Below are 17,878 nucleotides of genomic sequence, written 5' to 3' on the forward strand. Positions count from 1 at the left end.
CTTTATAGTCATAATGTTCTCCCCCTTCCTTCAAAACCCCCCATCCTGTCCTTCCTCTCTTAAGAGGAAGGACAGTCTTCTCTTTAGCATGAAGAATTTATTTCTGCTAATTTTTGTTTTATCTTTATTCATTTCTACTGTTTTATATATTTCTGACCTTCGCCTTTAATAAAGTCTATTAATTTCTGAACATTGGGAGACGGCTTGCCCTTTGTAACAAGGATTATAGGTCTCGAAACCTCAGGTGTCTCAGGGGATTTAACCGTAGCATCTACTACTGCTGCCGGTCCTATTCCTACTGCCTCTGGATTCGATGCAACGTTCTGTCTCACATCTTCTGCTGTTGTTGCCTCAAGGACATCCTTTGTCTGGGATTCACCGTCAAGCATATTCTTTACGAATAAGCTGTTCACTCCGGGAATGAGCTTGCCCCATACGACTATAATAGGCATATCTTTTCCGCCCACGTCCTTCCAGTTGGTTATTTTCCCGGTGAATATGCCCTTTAACTGCTCTTTTGAAAGCTTTGAGACAGGATTGTCTTTATGTAAAAGGACGATAATCTTATCCTTTCCGATGGTCACCTGCTGCAGTGATGCCGGGTCTTTAACCTCTGCCCTCTCTTTTTTCATGAGGTCCATCCACTCATCGAAGGCAAGGCCTGCTGCTGCGGCGTCAACAGTACCTTTTTCCAGCTCCTGCAGAGCAATCTTTGGTCCTGAAGCAATAATCTGAAGTTTTATTCCTGTTGCCTTTTCAAAATGTTCTTTTACGGGCTTCAAAATACTCTCCGCCGCTGCAGCGCCTGTCCCCACCTTGACTTCCTGTGCATAGGCGCTGATACTTAATGACAAAAGAAAAATAACAACTACTGCCAAAACCAATCCATACCTTTTCATATTCTCCCCCAAAAATTAAGATATTGCCGCCAAAGGCGGACAGTTAACGGCTTGAACTGTTCAAACCGCTTGAACGTTAAAATTAAAATCCGAATTCCTTCAGAAGGTCATCCACATCTGCCTGTGAGACCTTTTCAGGGGTTACCTCTGCCTTTGCCCCGTGTTCTATCTTTACACCGAAGGTAGCTATCAACTTAACAAGCTCTTCTTCGATGTCACCCACAAGTTTAATCACTTTTTTTATTGTCTGCCCTGTAATATCCTGAAAGGACTGGGCAGTAAGTATCTCTGTCAGATCGTCCTCAAGTTTATTCTTGAAATCCTTTAAATAACTCACAGATTCCTCGGGTTCTTTGAGGTTTCTTATGTGCGTGGCAAGGTCGTCCATTCCGAGTATATATTTCTCGATTATGCCCATTGTCTTGTTTGCTGCATCTTCGGTCTTTTCTATAACAAACTGAAGCTTGTCGATTGCGCTGGGCATATCCGTTATTGCCATGTCCTTAAGCCTCGGATCTATTGCCTCTTTGAAGCTCCTTATGGTATCGTGAAGTTTTCTTGTAACCTTTCCAACCTCTTTAAAAAGATCGCTCTGGCCTTTATTCATTATTTTCTGGATAGCCTCGTCAGCCTTCTCGTAATCCTGCGCTGCTATGGCATTCATAAAACCGACTATATCATCAAGGAGGGCGTATCTGGGATCGTTGGAGCTTATACCCTTTTTCTCGAAAAAGTCCTTTGCATCCATCACTTCTTTGACGAGCATCTCTCCACCAATCCCCTCTATTTTCTTCACAACCTCAACCTTATCGCCCGCCTCCTTTACCTCAAACACCTCTTCTTCAAAGATGCTCATGTCCTCAACAGGGATGAGCTTTTTTGTATCGAGCATCACGACAAGTTTATCATCGACCTTTGCAACCCCCGATACAATATCGGAGGCATTAAAATCCGTGGGAGGCTCTATCTCCGACTCCTCTATCGTAATCACGCCGGTTATGCTGTCAACAAGAACTCCAAAGGTAATGCGACCGCTTGTAACGACGATTACCTTTTCTCCAACAGTGCCGCCGTTCAAACAGGCAAGTTTCTTAAGATCCACAACAGGTATTATTCTTCCCCTGAGATTGGCAATACCCTCTATATAACCGGGCGCCTGCGGCAGTTTTGTCAAAGACGGCAGGTTTATAATCTCCTGAACCTTTAATATTGGTATTGTGTATTCGTTGTTGTTCAGTGTAAAACCTATATATTGCATATATTCCCCTCCATAAAATTATTTATTTGCTCGTTTTAAATATTCCTCTTGAAACTACTGCGAGGTCGAGGATTAAAACAACCTTTCCATCGCCCGTAATTGTTGCCCCCAGGATGCCGCACTCCTCGGACTCTATTCCGTTGATGGTCTTAATAACAATCTCTTCCTGTCCTAACAACTCATCTACGGATATGCAGAATCTCCTGTCGCCGACTGTTGCAACAAGTACATAGCTGTTATCATGGTCTATTTCGGACATCCTCCTTACACCAAGCACCTCAGACATTTCGAACATGGGCAAAACCTTACCACGTATGGTCAATACCCTCTGGCCTGTTACATCCTTTATGTCGCTCTTTTTAACCCTGAGTGTCTCTTCTATCATGGACTGTGGTATTGCATAATACTCGCCGCCTATTCTCACCATCATTGCCTGAAGGATTGCAAGGGTTAACGGCAGGCTTATTTTGAACGTGCTTCCGATATCCTTTTTAGTGATTACCTCAACATATCCATTCAGCTTTGCCACATTTGTCTTTACGACATCCATTCCAACGCCGCGGCCGCTCAGTTCTGTGGAAACCTCCTTTGTGGAAAATCCTGGCAGGAATATAAGGTTTATTGCCGCATCATCAGACATCCTCTGCGCCTCTTCCTCTGTTATCAGACCTTTTGACAACGCCTTTTTCTTGACAGACTCAATGTCTATGCCCTTTCCGTCATCGGATACCTCTATAACAATCATCGTGCCCTTCTGATAGGCACTGATAATTATCCTGCCCTTCTTCGGCTTTCCTTTGGCTTCCCTTTCTTCAGGGGATTCTATGCCGTGGTCTATGGAATTTCTTATGATATGCACAAGGGGATCGCCGATATTTTCTATGACTGTCTTATCCACCTCTGTATCTTCGCCGAATATTTCTAAATCAATGTCCTTTCCTAAATTCCTCGAGATATCTCTGACCATCCTCGGAAACTTGCCGAAGACCTTCTGGATGGGCTGCATCCTCATCTTCATTACAGCTAACTGCAAATCCGATGTAACCCTGTCGAGAAATCCCGTTGTCTCAAGAAGGCTTTCAACATGAGGGTCTCCAGAATAGCTGAGGTCGAGTTTGGCAGCAAGGTTAAGGAGCCTGTTTCTGGCAAGCACGATCTCTCCTGCGAGGTCCATTACCTTATCTATCCTCGACACATCGACCCTGAGCGTAGAGACAACCTCCCGCTCTTTTGTTATCTGCTGCACCTCTTCAACAGCAGGTGAAGGTAAAGGTTTAGGTAACTCTGCTCTCACTTCAACCTTTTCCTCTGCTTTTTCTTCTATCTCTTCCTTTGCCTCTATCTTTTCCTTTTCCTTAACCTCTGCTTTTGCTTCTCCTCCTGCAACTGCCATTTCCAGAGCAGAATCCAGCCCTCTTAAAAGGTCTGATGTATCTTCCTCTATTCCATCCTTGAGTTTTATATGAAATATAAGAAGCCTTAAGGTATCCACGCTCTTAAGGATTACATCCATCAATTCCCGTGAAAGGGCGACTTCGCCGTCACGGAGCCTTTTCATGATGCTCTCTGCCCTGTGGGCAACATCCACAATCTGCTGAAAGCCCAGGAATCCTGCAGCGCCCTTAAGGGTATGCATTCCCCGGAATATTTCATTGAGAATGTCCTTGTCATACCCCTTTGTCTCCAGCTCCACAAACATGGGGTCGATCTTTTCTAATGTTTCTTCAGCCTCTGTAACAAATTCGCTTATAATCTCATCCATCTCGCCAGCCATGTTTAACCCCCTTACTAAAAATCCGAATTTCTAATACCTAAATCCAAAACTGTTTAGGATTTATCAGCTATCCTGCCTTTAAAGATGTTTTCTTATCTGCTATCTTTTCAAGCTTCTCTTTCAATACCTCGGCTGTAAATGGTTTCACAATATAATTATCAACTCCTGCCTTGATTGCCTCGATAACCTTTCCCTTTTCGGCCTCGGCAGTTACCATGAGGAATGGTATATTTTTCAGCGGCTCCGCCTCCTGCCTGATATTTCTCAGGAGGTCTATGCCTTCCATATTGGGCATGTTCCAATCAGATACTACTAATCCGTAATTTCCGCTTTTCAGTTTATTAAGTGCTTGCACACCGTCCTCAGCCTCATCTATATTCTCAAACCCTATTTGTTTGAGAAGGTTTTTCACTATCCTCCTCATCGTCGGGAAGTCGTCCACCACAAGCACCTTGATGCCAAAGTTAAACATTACCCACACCTCCTGTACTAAACATTTTTTTAAGTATCTTTTTTATGCTTTCATTTATCTGATCCGCATTGGTGGGTTTGACCAAATAGTCGTCGGCGCCGGCTTCAAATGCCCTTTTCTTCTCATCCTCGTCAGCTTCTGTAGTAACCATGACAATGGGAATGTTGCTTAATGACGGGTCCGACTTCAAGTTCTTTGTCAGCTCTATTCCATCCATATAAGGCATGTTCATATCGGTAAGGATGAAGTTGATATTCTCTGTTCCTACCTTTTCCATGGCATCCAGCCCGTTTTCTGCGGTTATTACCTCGTATCCCTTGCCTTTGAGGTACAAACTTAACAATTTCCTTGTGGTTTTGTCATCATCAACAACCAATATCTTCATAAAGCCCTCCAATAAATAGTAAATGGGTAAATGAGTGGATGAGTTAATGAGTAAAAATATTTATTCTACTATCCCATTCACACATTTACTCATTCACCCATTTACTATTTATACTTTCTGATAGACAATTACCTTATTAATAACAATAGGTCTGAAAGCCCTCGTCACATTGTGAAGGCTTTCTGACGTGCCCACAAACAGATAACCGTTCGGCCTCAATGCGTCGTACAGGTTGGCAACCGCCCTCTGTTTTGCCTTATCATCGAAATATATGAGGACATTCCTGCAGAATATGATATCAACACCGCGTACTGCTTTTACGTCTCTGTCCTCTATAAGATTGACCTTCATGAACCTGATCAGGGATTTTACACTATGCGATATGGAATACTGCTGGTTGACCCTATTAAAATACTTCTTTAAATACACTTCCGGAACATTCCTGATTGCATACGACCCATAAACGCCGGACTTTGCAGAGCTTAAAGCAGACTCGCTGATGTCAGAGGCGTATATCTCTTTTCTAAGGGCACCCGCCCCTAATTTCTCCATGAGTATCATTGCAATGGTATAGGGCTCTTCTCCTGTTGAACATGCTGCGGACCATATCTTTATGTCCTTACGTCCGGTTTTGGTATTTTCGGCTATGATGCGGTTAAAAAGTTCCCCGGCAAAAACATCGAACTGCTGCGGCTCCCTGAAAAAGAATGTCTCATTGGTGGTCACCAGATTAAACATTATATTGAGCTCGTTTTTATCGGAACCGTATTTCAGGATATAGAGGTAGTCTTCGTATCCCTTGAGATTCTTTTCCTGCACCCTTCTTCCAAGCCTGTTTTCGAGAAAATATTTCTTGTTATCGGGGATGAAAATGCCGCTCCTCTCGTATATAAAATCCCTGAGTTGTTTGAAAACATCATCGGTCATTAATAAGCTCATAGAGATTTTAACGTCTCCTTTATCTTGTCTCTCACGTCAGGATTGGGATGTTCCTCGTGCTGAGCCAATGCCTCGTATGCCTCCCTTCCGCCTATTTCACCGATTGCATCGATGGCAGACATGACAACAGGGATAAATTCATCGTGTAGCATTGTGCCTATCATGCTTATGGCCTTTTCCTTATCGCATGAGAAGGCTATTGCCTTAATGGTATAAAATCGCACCCACGGGTCGTCATCCTGCAGGGCATTGAACAACTCAGGAGGGCAATAGTGCGTCTCGCCGAGAGCTACCACCGCTGCTTTTCTTATATCAGAATCTCTGTCTCTCAAAAAACTGATGAGCATGGCAGTGGCGTCGTCGGTTGCAGCACGTCCAAGCCCGTATATTGCAGCTACCTTCACTTTCTTATTCTGGTCATCTGCAAGTTTCGAAAGAACATCCACATCGGATACAGTCTTCGCTATTATCTCACGGACATTGTCGCGGTACTTTGGTATATCAGCCAAAAAGATATCCGCATCTATCTTTATAAGTGATTCAACGATCTCTTCGATAACATCATAATACTTCTCCACCTCTAATAGATCCATCAATGCTTTAAATGCATCCTTTGCCCGTATATTGCCGAGGGCCTTTATGGCAGAGCGTCTGACATGGGCATCCACATCCTTCTGGGATACTTCGAGGAGGTGTCCCGTGGATCCAGGCTCTCCTATTTCACCGAGGGCCTCGGCAGACGCCCTTCTTAAGTCCCTCCGCATGTCATCGAGATAATCGACTAGCTTTGAGACAGCCTTTTTGCTTCTGGTAATGCCCAGTATTTCTATGGCAAAAGACTTGCCCCTGTATTTCATGTCAGGCGAGTCGAGCACATTCAATAATTCATCCTCCGGGTCCATAGAACTGATAGCATCCCTCAATAATGCAATCCTCTCTTCGCTTTCAGGCAACGACGGGTCTAAAGAACCTGCAATATCCACCAGCACAGGCACTGCCTCCCGGCAGTTTAAGGAAACAATGCCCTTCAGGGCTATCTCCTTTTCCTCCCAGTCGCCGTCCTTGAGCATTTTTATAAGATGTCCCGACAGGTCGGCCATTTCAGGGGTAATCCCTATCTGGATAAGGCTCTTTATAACCGCACTCCCTTCATCAACAGACGCCTTTGGCAAATATCCTATAAGCGCATCCACAGCCTTGTCAGAACCGAGTTTTCCCAATGCCTCGATGGCGGCAAAACAAACCGCTTTAGACGAGTTGGCGAGGAGGGACGCTATATCTCTTACAGCCTCCTCGGCCTTGAGTTCTCCAAGGGCATAGAGTGCAGAGAAACAGACCCACTCTTCATCCTTAAGCGCCTTTATCAATTCCGGAATAGAATCCCTGTATCCCAGCAAACCAAGATTCTTTGCGGCAGCAGCCCTTACATTTGCGTTAGGGTCTTTGAGGAGCGGCATAATCATTGACGGCTCGACGCCTTTCTTTATATCTCCCATAAGGTCGATGGCAAACTTCCTGATATCATCGTCCTTATCCTTTAAGAGTGGATAGAGGAGCGGCACAGCCACTCCGTCAAGTGCAGTGAGGATGATTAAAGCGGTATTTCTAAGATAGGAGTTTTCCCTTAAGAGGGGTAATACCATGTAGCCAACGACTTCGCCTGAATAACCATCTCTGGCCCCTATAGCGATAAGGGAACGCATTGAGGCGTCCTGAACCCCTGCATTCTCATCGCTCAGCGCCTTAATAAGTGGATATATCGCCCTCTCGTCCCCTCCTGATAAATCTTCTGCAGCCCTCCTTCTTACAGAAGGGTCTTTATCACCGAGCTTCTGGATCAGTTTTTTAATGTTTTTGATCATTAATTACCCCCAAAACAATGCAGGTTACAGGTTATATAGGTTATAGGATTTTAGGTATATAATTCAACTAACACCCATTCTTAAACTGTTCCATCCTGTTTTTCAGTTTAATGAGGACCTTACCGTGCAGTTGACAGACCCTCGACTCGCTGATATCCAGAACCCTGCCTATTTCCTTCATTGTGAGTTCTTCAAAATAATAAAGTGTTATCACAAGCCTCTCTTTCTCAGGAAGTTCGTCTATGGCGCTGCCGAGGGCAGACCTTAACTCCTTTAGATTCAACTCATCCAGCATGTCCCTCTCATCCTCTTTTGATATACATTCGAGAATATCGAGCGATTCGCCGTCCTTGCTTACTCCTAAATCCTCCAGACTTATCATGTTCATGGTATTGGCTATGGATAAGGTCTTGTAGAGCTCGTCGAGGGTTATGTTCAGCCTTTCCGCAACCTCTTCATCCGTGGCAATCCGGTTAAAGCTCTTTTCGAGTTCGGAATAGGCTTTTCTAACCTCTTCCAGCTTCTTCCGTGCATCCTTTGATGCCCACTGCATGGAGCGGACCTCATCGATTATGGCGCCCCTTATTCTGAAGTCTGCAAAGGTGCTGAGCGTTACGTTCATGGAAGGGTCGTATCTTTCTATTGCCTCTAAGAGCCCTACTATTCCTGCCGATACTAAATCTTCGATGCTTAATTCGGAAGGAAGGCAAAAGGCATATTTACTTGCATAATATTTTACCCTCGGCAAAAACTGCTCGACTATTTTTTCTTTTTGTTTCTCGGATACTTTATGTTTTTTTGATATTTTTCCCATTGATTAATTTATAACCAAATTGAGCAATTATGATTTAGAAAATATATGTCAGGTGCGGCGAAAAGACTTTAAACCCCGCACTTGTATTAACATTTATCTTGTATCCGTCATCTACTACATTGGATACTTGATGGATAATGCATTTATTATCTCTAATATACACTTAAATCAACACTTTTTAAAGTCTTTGAGCAGTGCCTGACATATAAAATCGCTCAATTCAGGCTACAATTAAGTTCCTTACCCAACCCTCAGTGCCTTTTTTAAGAAGAACTGTATATTCCCCTTTACCTCATTGAGTGGATTATCAAGCACCTTCTTTCCTATGGCTGCCAGCCTTTTCGTGAAGTTGCTGTTCGGATACATTGCTATAAAACCCTTCTGGGCAATTATCGCATCCTTCACATGCTGGTCAAAGGGCAGATATCCGAGATAATCTATCGAGAGGTTAAGGAACTTGTCAGCAACGATTGCCAGCTTCCTGAAGGTATCGAATGCCTCCTTCTCTGACCGTGCTGTATTGACGAGGATCCTGAAATGCCTTTCCTGAAAATCCCTCGAAAGCACCTTTATCAGGGCATATGCATCGGCTATGGATGTTGGCTCCGGGGTTACGACCACTATCGTTTCCTGTGCAGCACTGCAGAAAAACAATACATTGTCCGATATGCCTGCACCGGTATCGATCAGGAATATATCAAATGCCATATCAAACTCATCCAGCTCCGAAACAAGCTTTAATCTATGCCTGCCTGTCAGCTTTGTAAGTTCTCTGATGCCCGAGCTTGCCGGAAGTATCATTATCCCGAGAGGCCCTGTGACGATAATGTCCTTTATCCTCTTTTCTCCCAGAAGCACGTGCTTGAGATTGTATTTGGGGGCTATGCCGAATAACACATCTATGTTGCTCAGTCCTAAATCGGCATCGAGTACGAGCACCCTCTTATTGAGGCTTGCGTAGAACAGGGCAAGGTTGGCGACGAAATTTGTCTTTCCAACACCGCCCTTTCCGCTTGAGACAGCAATTATCCGCGGCCCGCTGATATTATTAACGTTCATTAAACACCTCCGACAATCAGACCTGCAAGAAATTCAGGAGTAGGAATCTTTATGTCATCAGGGACATCCGGACCTGTAGTAACAAAGGATAATGGACGGCTGGTAAGGAGTGAAAGGTTATAGAGGCTTCCATACTGTGTCGCCATATCCAGCTTTGTAAAACCTATGGAATCGATCATATCGGAATTGCACCTCTGCCATGCCTTTAGCGCTGCCTGCGTATCCATGGAGGCATCCATAAGAAAGCATTTCTTCATCGGGAACCCTGAAGGAAATATCTCCCTTATATCCTCCAGTATTTCTTTATACTCATATCCAGGCGTATCGATGAGGATGGGACCTCTTCCCATCTCACGGTATACGATCTTCGGCAGATCACTCACATTTCTTATAACCCTCAACGGGCACTTGATCTGTTTTGAAAGCTCCTTCATGTATGCCATAGAGCCTATCCTGTTGTCATCGAGGGAGATGAGATTTACCGGTTTCTTTTTCGATACAAGCAAATGGGCCACCTTTGACATGGTCGTGGTTTTGCCGACGCCAGGAGGGCCGAGGAATATAAGCCCGCTCTCCTCTGCAGGCAGCATACCCTGTATCTTTAAATCATTCTTTATAACGCCCTTGAGACTGTCCAGAGAGTCCTGCGCCCTTTCGAGCAGGATTATGGCGAACTGTGTATCAACGCCCTGTTTCACGAGGAGATTGAACAATCCCTTTTTATCCTTTCCGATCCTGAGGGCAGGCACTATTGGCCGCAGTGTTTCCTTTAAGAAGCCTATCTCATCCCTTAGTCCCCTTATCTCTTTCAGTATCTCCTCGACATCTGAAAATCCCGCCTTTACAGCAGGATTAATGTTTACTGCAATATCCCCCATAGAATCGTCTATGGCAGCAGTGACTTCAACGGCATTTTTGTTGATGATCCCGAAAGGCCCTGTCTTTACAGACTTGCTCGAAAGTATTATTGCGTCAGGCCCGAGCTCCTTCTTCACCGTCTCAAGGGCTTCTTTAAAACTACGACCAACGAATTTCTTGATTTTCATCTATCTGCCCCCCCTTTAATCTATTTTCACCGTTCCTATCGGATAAACCTTTGTGCCCGGTGCAATTTCACCGTGGGATACCACCATGATGCTTCCGGAAACCCGCTCTGTCAGCTTTTTCGCGAACCTCCTTATTGCCGGAGAACATAAAAGCACAGGCTGGTATCCCTTCTGCATGCCTTCCTCAAAACTCTTTCGTATGCCTTCAACGACCTTCTCGGTTGTTGCTGGATCGAGGGCGAGATACGAACCCTGCGGCGTTGTTTGCACCGCCTCGATGATCGATCGCTCAACCCTCGGGTCGATCAATATAACGGACACGGAACCATCTGGGTTTTGCAACTGTCTTGTTATGCCCCGTGCCAATGCCTGCCTCACATACTCCGTGAGGATATCCGTATCTTTGGTAACATTCGCATAATCTGACAATGTCTCGAGGATAGTCTGCAGGTCTCTTATGCAGACCCTTTCCCTGAGAAGGTTCTGAAGCACCTTCTGAACAGCACCCAGATTCAAAAGCCCGGGGATAAGGTCTTCAACAACCTTCGGATGCGTTTTTGAAAGATTATCCAGCAGTTTCTGGACATCCTGCTTGCCGAGGAGTTCATGGGCATAGTTCTTTATCACCTCTGTAAGATGGGTCGTAATAACAGAAGGGACGTCCACAACAGTGTAGCCGGCAAGCTGCGCCCTTTCCACATCCCTTTCATCTATCCATAGGGCAGGCAATCCGAATGTAGGGTCTTTGGCTGGTATACCCTCTATTCTGACCTTCTCTGTTCCAGGTGATATAGCGAGATATTTATTGATCATTACCTCTGCAGATGCAACCTCAACGCCTTTGATGAGAAGAGAATACTGCGTTGGCTTTAAAGACAGATTATCCTTTATATGAACAGGCGGGACGATGAACCCCATGTCTGTTACCATCTGCTTCCTGATCGCCTTGATCCTCGTCAAAAGCGGGCCTCCTTCTTCCACAAGCGGGATAAGACCGTAACCGATTTCGAGGGCGAGGGGATCAAGTGGCAGTAGTGACTCGAGGGTCTCCACAGGCTTAGCTTCTTCTGCAGGGGCCGGTGCAGCCTCTTTTTCCCTTTTAGCCGCCTTGCTTAAGAAATATGCGCCTGTCCCCGTAATTGCGGCAAGCATCAGGAATGGGACATGCGGCAATCCCGGAATAAGACCGAAAAACGCCAGTATGCCTGCAGCCGTTCCCAATGCCTTTGGACTTATCAGTAACTGTTTTACTACCTCTGCGCCTAAATTGGCTTCTGTGGCGGCTCGGCTCACGATAATGCCTGCTGCTGTGGATGTAATAAGGGCGGGTATCTGGGCAACAAGTCCGTCGCCGATTGTGAGGATTGTGTAAGTCTTTGCAGCATCGGCAATTGGCATTCCTTTTTGCAAAACGCCGATGAGAAAACCGCCTATTATGTTAATGACCATTATGATTATGGCTGCAATGGCATCGCCCCTGACGAATTTGCTTGCGCCGTCCATAGCTCCGTAGAAATCAGCCTCCCTGCTTATCTCCTGCCTCCGCCTCCTTGCCTCTGTCTCGTCGATAAGACCTGCATTCAGATCGGCATCGATGCTCATCTGTTTGCCCGGCATTGCATCGAGGGTAAACCTTGCAGAGACCTCGGCGATTCTTCCTGCACCCTTTGTTATGACCACGAAATTTATGATGATCAGGATAAAGAATATGACAAAGCCGACCACATAGTTGCCGCCGACAACAAATTCTCCAAATGACTTTATAACCTTTCCTGCTGCCTCTGTGCCTATATCCCCCCTCATCAGTATCAGCCTTGTGGCAGCTATGTTCAGGGAGAGCCTGAGCAGCGTTGATATGAGAAGGATTGACGGGAATACCGAGAAGTCAAGGGGCTTATAACTGTACGCAGAAACAAGAAGAACCACAACCGACAGGGTGATGCTGAAAGAAAGCGCCATGTCCAGCAATATTGGCGGCATGGGTATTATCATCAAACCGAGGATTACGACAATACCAGCTGCCAGCACAAGATCGCTCTGTCTCAATAATCTATTGAGCATGGCCTGCCTTTTTGTTTTTCAGTTTATACACATTCGCAAGTATCGTTGCTACTGCCCTGTACAGTGTTTCGGGAATCTCCTGTCCAATGTTCAGCTTAAATAAAGTCCTTGCAAGGGGCTTGTCCTCAAAAACAGGCACGCCGCTTTTTGCAGCAACTTCCTTTATCTTCTCGGCAATGAGGTTGGCCCCCTTTGCAACGATTGTCGGAGCACCCATCTTTGACGAGTCATATTTCAACGCTACAGCAAAATGCGTGGGGTTTGTTATTACCACGTCGGCCTTTGGAACCTCCTGCATCATCCTCTTCCGTGCCATCTCCCTCTGAAGGCTCTTTATCCGGGCCTTAACACGGGGATCGCCCTCCACCTCTTTGTATTCTTCCTTCACTTCCTGCTTGGTCATCCTCAAGTTGCGTTCAAACTGCCATCTCTGGTAGGCAAAATCCGCAACTGCAAAAACAGTCAGGACAACAGCCGAGATAAGTAAAAGCTTTCTTATCTGGTTGAATGAAAAGCCCATAATTGACTGTATGTCCATATCTACAAGTAAAGGGAGATTTATCAGTTCCTTTTTTATAAGGAAATAAATAATAAGGCCGAGGACAATAACCTTCAAGACACCCTTTAAGGTTTCGAAAATTGTATTAAGACTGAAGAATTTCTTTATCCCCTGAATAGGATTGATCCTGTTAATATCCGGACTCAAAGGAGCAGGCGAGAGCAAAAAGCCTGTCTGTAAAAAGTGCACAATCACGATAACAAAAAGTATAAGCCCCAGGAAGGGGGCCATTATCAATGCAACATGTACCATGTCTGTCTTGAATACATCCATAAATGAAACCTCGTTCAAAGAAATCTCAAAACCCCTTTTCAACGATGTCTTCATATATGTAAGCAGAGAGGTGAACATAAAGCCGCCGAAGGAGAGATACAAAAACACCACCCACAGGGGAATAATTCCTGTAAGCTCCCTGCTCCTCGGTATTTCGCCCTTTTCCCGTGCCTTTTGACGCCTTCGGGGCGTCGCTTGTTCAGTTCGCTCTTCAAACTCTTCAGGCATCTGTTACCTCGTAAAGACCATTATCGCATCCTTTACATTCATAAAGGCCTTTGAAACGACCATCAATACAAGTGGCAATGAAAGCGCCATAAAAATAATCCCGCTGGCAATGAGCAGCGGAAAACTTATAAAGAGTATATTGGCCTGCGGCAGTGCCCTCGAAAGAAAGCCCATGGCAAGATTGATCAATACCTGAACAACAATGACAGGGGCTGCTATTTTAAAGGCCAGCGGAAACAAAATAGAGTTGAGCTTTATTATGGAATCGAGTATTCCTCTGTACTGGACGCTGCTGATATCAAAGCTGCGCGCAATGCCCTCGATGAAATAGTGATGCATATCGAGTACGAAAAAAAGCCCCATGGAAATAAATGTGTAAAAAAGGCTCAGGGGTCCGATCTGTTCGCCAAACATGGGGTTAAAAACAGCAGCCACGCCGATTCCCATCTCTATGCTCATCCACTGGGCTGCCGTTTCAACAGCGCCGAGGATTATCCTTGCTGTTAACCCTATTGCAAAGCCGATAAAGAACGCCTCAAAAACTGCCCTTACCGGACTTTCTGTCTTCACATTCGCAACAGGCAGAAGGAGCAGTGTCAGTGCAATGGCAAGCCCTGCCCTAACCATTATTGGTGTCATTCGCGCCCCGATAAACGGAATGAAAGAGAGGATAACAGCAACCCTTATGAATACGGGGATGAACTTTTCAGCATACGTGTTTATAAGGTTATAAAGCTCCATCTTACCTCACATACATTGGTATATTCTCGAATATGCTTCTTGTGAATCCAACCAGCACCTTAACCATCCACGGCAGTGCAACGAGCAGGGTAATGAAAACAGCTATTATCTTCGGTACAAAGGTCATTGTCATTTCCTGAAGCTGTGTGATTGCCTGAAAAATACTTATCAGCACTCCGATGATAAGGCTGACCAGCAATACAGGCCCGCCGACAAGCAATATTGTCTCAAAGGTCTGTCTCGATATCTGGTTAAGCAATTCGGTGGTCATCTAAACCCTCCGACAAGCGAGCCTATCAGCAAATCCCATCCATCAACAAGGACGAACAAAAGCAATTTAAAAGGCATGGAGACCATAATAGGAGGAAGCATCACCATACCCATCGAGAGGAGCACACTGGCAACAACCATATCGATGACTAAAAAGGGCAGGAATATAAGAAAGCCTATCTCAAATGCCTTTTTAAGCTCGCCAATGGCAAAGGCAGGAATAACAACCCTCATCGGCAGATCCATGGGTGTTGCAGGCCTTTCAGATTTTGACATCTTTAAAAAAAGCGCAAGGTCTTTTTCCCTGGTCTGCTTCAGCATAAATTCCTTCAACGGAACTCCTGCCCTGTTAAGGGCTTCTTCCGCATTTATCTCCTTTTTTGTATAAGGCTGGTAGGCATCAGCGTAAATCCTGTCCACAACAGGCGACATGACAAAGAGGGTAATGAAGAGGGACAGACCAATTATTACCTGCGTGGGAGGAACCTGTGGAGTTCCAAGCGCATGCCTGAGAAAGGAAAGGACCACAACAATTCTTGTAAAGCATGTGGTCATGACAAGGATTGCAGGCAGTATGGAGAGCAGTGTGAGGAATAAGAGCAATTCAAGAGGGGTGGTTAAACCAAGGAATCCTCCGGCAGGCGGAGGAGGCGCCGGTGCAGCAAAAGATAAATCAGGCAACAGGCACGCGACTATAGGCAATAGGGCAGAGTAAAAAAATTTTCTTTTTATAAAATCTTTTATACCGAGTGGCTGGTGGCTGGTAATCGCTGGCTGCTGTTTCATCGCTTCTTCCACATCCGATGGGTTAGGCTTGCTCAGAATGGATATGCTTTCATCAGCAATTCCCAGAACAAGGTACTCCTTTAAAACCTTAACAATTGCAACTCCCTTTTTAGGGCCAAAGGGCTGATATTGGACAATCTCGATCAATCCTTTATTGGGTAAAACCCTCTGTTTCAGAAATCTGAGGAGTAAATACAGACCGCCGAGGACAATCAGCAGTGCAACTGTAACCTTAATTAACTCAAAGCCCAAATTAACCCTCCATGTTGCATTACTCCATCACTCCAACACTCCATTACCTAAGTTGCCTCACTCTTTCAGTCGGGCTTATAATGTCAGTGAGTCTGATGCCGAACTTCTCATTGACAACAACAACCTCTCCTCTGCCGATCAGTCTCTCGTTCACGTATACTTCCATGGGCTCTCCTGCCAGTTTTTCGAGGGCGATAACAGATCCCTGACCGAGCTGAAGCAGTTCCTGAACGAGAATCTTTGTCCTGCCGATAACAACGGTCAGCTCAAGGGGGACATCGAGGATAAAATTTATATCCCTCTGGGAAACCTGAGGCGATTGCGCCTCTCCCTGAAATTCCTGTACATCCAAATTTTTTACTTCATCTGCCATTTTCATTCCTCCTTACGCCTTTTACGCCTTATACAACCTTTGTTATTTTTAATGCATACGAGCCTTTATAAATCCCGAATCTTCCCTTAAACTTCTGGACTCCCTCGACAAGTACGTTGATATCTTCGTCTACCCTCTGATTGAGGATTATTACATCCGATACCTTCATATCAAGAACATCCTGAACCGTGACCCTTGTATCTCCAAGTCTGCCTGTTACAGTTACAGGAATCTCTTTAAGCCTTTCCTTTAATCTCTCAAGCCACTTTATGTCCAGTTCATCCCTGTCAGCAGAAAATGCACTGTAAAGTTTTTCTTTTATCGGCTCTACTGTTCCATATGGTATACAGAGAAGTGCCCGGCACTGCTTACCCTCGATCTCAAGGACAAATTCGACCTTTATCACCACATCCACAGGGGTAACGATGGTAACAAACTGCGGGTTCATCTCGGAGCGCACATACGTGGGTATTACCGGATAGATGGGTTTCCATGCCTCTTGCATATCATTGAAGAACATCATCACCACTTTGTGTATTATCTTCTGCTCTATAGGGGTGAACTCCCTGCCTTCAGGCTTGTAATAGCCCTTACCTGTGCCGCCGAAGAAAAATTCAATGAGGCTGAATATCATCGGTGCATCGAACACAAGAAGGCCAAAGCCCCTCAGCGGCTCCATCCTGAAAACATTTATACTCGATGGAAAAGGAACGCCGCGCATGAAGTCATAGAACTTTGTAATATTGACATTCACGTTGGTTACATCAACCATGCGCCTGATCGCTGCAGACAAAGACAGGCGGAAGTTTCTGGCGAGCCTTTCGTTCGCTATGTCGAGGGAAGGCATTCTCCCCCTGACGATTTTTTCCTGACTCGTAAAGTCATAGGGCTTTATGCCTGAGACCTCTTCTACCTTCTCGGTCTCTACAGCGCCTTCTGCTATTCCTTTTAGTAGCGCATCAACTTCTTCTTGCGAAAGAATATCTTCCATTTTACTCCTTGTTATAAGTTAATGAGTCACTCATAAACTCTTTTACCCATCTACTCATTCACTTTGTTTTTACTGCATTACGAAATCCGTAAGATATACATTTTTTACTGAGTTCTCTCCAAGCACCTGGTTAATCCTTATATTTATCTCGTCCTTAAGCTGCAGTTTGCCTTCAGGAGAGATCAATGCATCGGATGTCTTGCTTGTAAGGAGCGTAATAATCGCATCCCTTATCTGCGGGGTCTTTGTCTTTGCCTTTTCCATAACAGCAGGCCCGGTAAGCTCAAGCTGCAAAGATACCTTTAAAAACCTTGTCCCTGTCGGGTCGCTTAGGTTAACGACAAATGGCTCAAGTGCAAATGTTACTCCTTCTGCAGCCTTTGTCTCTTCAGTCTTTTGTGCCTTATTACCGCCTGATTTTGTGAAAAAGAAGAATGCACCTGCACCGCCGGCCAGGACAGCAACTGCAATAATGATAATCAAAATCAAATTCTTCCCCTTTTTCTTTTTCGGCTCCCGACCTTCTTTTTCGCCTTCTAATTTCTCTTTTTTCTCATCAACCATAAAATACCTCCATATTTTCGTTGTAGCGTTATAGTATTATAGCCTTTATCGTGTTATAGCATTATGGCATAACACCGTTATAAAAAACGCTATAAGTGCAATTACTGTGCCAAAGATTAACTAATTGAATTATAAGAAATTTGGGGCATGGAGGTCAAAAAAATGACGGTTAGATAGCTTTTTATCGCAACCTAACCGTCAAAGCGTCAACTATTATTCACGGGGACAGTCCCGATTCTACGACTTCACTTCACTCAGTCCGTAAATCTGGG

At 44.9% G+C, this 17,878-nt stretch carries 17 protein-coding genes and 2 pseudogenes; all 19 read right to left on the bottom strand.

All coding sequences use genetic code 11. The features are described 5' to 3' along the window. Positions 1-134 precede the first annotated feature (134 nt). A complete protein-coding gene (locus tag V7L97_RS00720; RefSeq protein WP_333652316.1) occupies positions 135-899 on the bottom strand; it encodes a substrate-binding domain-containing protein in 765 nt (254 codons plus the stop codon). Positions 900-981: 82 nt separating this feature from the next. Next, positions 982-2,157: a protein phosphatase CheZ gene (locus V7L97_RS00725; RefSeq protein ID WP_333652318.1), complete on the bottom strand. Its 1,176-nt coding sequence runs from the start codon at positions 2,155-2,157 to the stop codon at positions 982-984. A 22-nt stretch (positions 2,158-2,179) separates the two neighbouring features. Continuing rightward, positions 2,180-3,931 carry a chemotaxis protein CheA gene (locus tag V7L97_RS00730; RefSeq protein ID WP_333652320.1) on the bottom strand — a complete coding sequence of 584 codons (1,752 nt, stop codon included), beginning with the start codon at positions 3,929-3,931 and terminating at the stop codon, positions 2,180-2,182. Positions 3,932-3,998: 67 nt separating this feature from the next. Next, positions 3,999-4,403 carry a chemotaxis response regulator CheY gene (locus tag V7L97_RS00735; RefSeq protein WP_333652322.1) on the bottom strand — a complete coding sequence of 135 codons (405 nt, stop codon included), beginning with the start codon at positions 4,401-4,403 and terminating at the stop codon, positions 3,999-4,001. Next, positions 4,396-4,788: a response regulator gene (locus V7L97_RS00740; RefSeq protein WP_333652325.1), complete on the bottom strand. Its 393-nt coding sequence runs from the start codon at positions 4,786-4,788 to the stop codon at positions 4,396-4,398. Before V7L97_RS00740 ends, V7L97_RS00735 begins: the two co-directional genes overlap by 8 nt. Before the next feature lie 108 nt (positions 4,789-4,896). Beyond that, positions 4,897-5,715, bottom strand: a complete 819-nt coding sequence (locus V7L97_RS00745; RefSeq protein WP_333652327.1) for a CheR family methyltransferase — start codon at positions 5,713-5,715, stop codon at positions 4,897-4,899. A gap of 8 nt (positions 5,716-5,723) precedes the next feature. Then, the gene (locus V7L97_RS00750) at positions 5,724-7,589 is read right to left on the bottom strand and encodes a HEAT repeat domain-containing protein (protein WP_333652330.1); all 1,866 of its coding nucleotides are present in this window, start codon (positions 7,587-7,589) and stop codon (positions 5,724-5,726) included. Between the two features lie 67 nt (positions 7,590-7,656). Further along, positions 7,657-8,403 (bottom strand): sigma-70 family RNA polymerase sigma factor, encoded by a 747-nt coding sequence (locus V7L97_RS00755; RefSeq protein ID WP_333652333.1) that lies wholly within the window; start codon positions 8,401-8,403, stop codon positions 7,657-7,659. A 240-nt stretch (positions 8,404-8,643) separates the two neighbouring features. Then, positions 8,644-9,462, bottom strand: a complete 819-nt coding sequence (locus tag V7L97_RS00760; protein WP_333652336.1) for a MinD/ParA family protein — start codon at positions 9,460-9,462, stop codon at positions 8,644-8,646. Next, a complete protein-coding gene (locus tag V7L97_RS00765; protein WP_333652339.1) occupies positions 9,462-10,508 on the bottom strand; it encodes an AAA family ATPase in 1,047 nt (348 codons plus the stop codon). The genes V7L97_RS00760 and V7L97_RS00765 overlap by 1 nt, the downstream gene beginning before the upstream one ends. A gap of 15 nt (positions 10,509-10,523) precedes the next feature. After that, on the bottom strand, positions 10,524-12,569 hold the full coding sequence (flhA, locus tag V7L97_RS00770) for a flagellar biosynthesis protein FlhA (RefSeq protein WP_333652341.1): 2,046 nt from the start codon (positions 12,567-12,569) through the stop codon (positions 10,524-10,526). Further along, complete coding sequence (gene flhB, locus V7L97_RS00775) at positions 12,559-13,629, bottom strand: flagellar biosynthesis protein FlhB (protein WP_333652343.1); 1,071 nt, start codon at positions 13,627-13,629, stop codon at positions 12,559-12,561. The genes flhA and flhB overlap by 11 nt, the downstream gene beginning before the upstream one ends. 3 nt (positions 13,630-13,632) lie before the next feature. Continuing rightward, positions 13,633-14,370 carry a flagellar biosynthetic protein FliR gene (locus tag V7L97_RS00780; RefSeq protein ID WP_333652346.1) on the bottom strand — a complete coding sequence of 246 codons (738 nt, stop codon included), beginning with the start codon at positions 14,368-14,370 and terminating at the stop codon, positions 13,633-13,635. 1 nt (position 14,371) lies between these two features. Further along, entirely contained in the window at positions 14,372-14,641 is a 270-nt protein-coding gene (fliQ, locus tag V7L97_RS00785; RefSeq protein WP_333652348.1) for a flagellar biosynthesis protein FliQ, read from the bottom strand. Next, a complete protein-coding gene (gene fliP / locus V7L97_RS00790) occupies positions 14,638-15,372 on the bottom strand; it encodes a flagellar type III secretion system pore protein FliP (RefSeq protein ID WP_442891715.1) in 735 nt (244 codons plus the stop codon). The genes fliQ and fliP overlap by 4 nt, the downstream gene beginning before the upstream one ends. A 42-nt stretch (positions 15,373-15,414) precedes the next feature. Then, a pseudogene (locus tag V7L97_RS12805) lies at positions 15,415-15,678 on the bottom strand (FliO/MopB family protein); the annotation flags it as partial. Between the two features lie 43 nt (positions 15,679-15,721). Further along, positions 15,722-16,006: pseudogene (gene fliN, locus V7L97_RS00795) on the bottom strand (flagellar motor switch protein FliN); the annotation flags it as partial. 73 nt (positions 16,007-16,079) lie between these two features. Next, entirely contained in the window at positions 16,080-17,042 is a 963-nt protein-coding gene (fliM, locus tag V7L97_RS00800; protein WP_333652356.1) for a flagellar motor switch protein FliM, read from the bottom strand. 69 nt (positions 17,043-17,111) lie between these two features. Beyond that, entirely contained in the window at positions 17,112-17,606 is a 495-nt protein-coding gene (locus V7L97_RS00805; protein ID WP_333652359.1) for a flagellar basal body-associated FliL family protein, read from the bottom strand. Between the last annotated feature and the right edge of the window lie 272 nt (positions 17,607-17,878).

Origin of the sequence: Dissulfurispira sp. (genome assembly GCF_036745535.1) — a bacterium.
Taxonomy (GTDB): domain Bacteria; phylum Nitrospirota; class Thermodesulfovibrionia; order Thermodesulfovibrionales; family Dissulfurispiraceae; genus Dissulfurispira.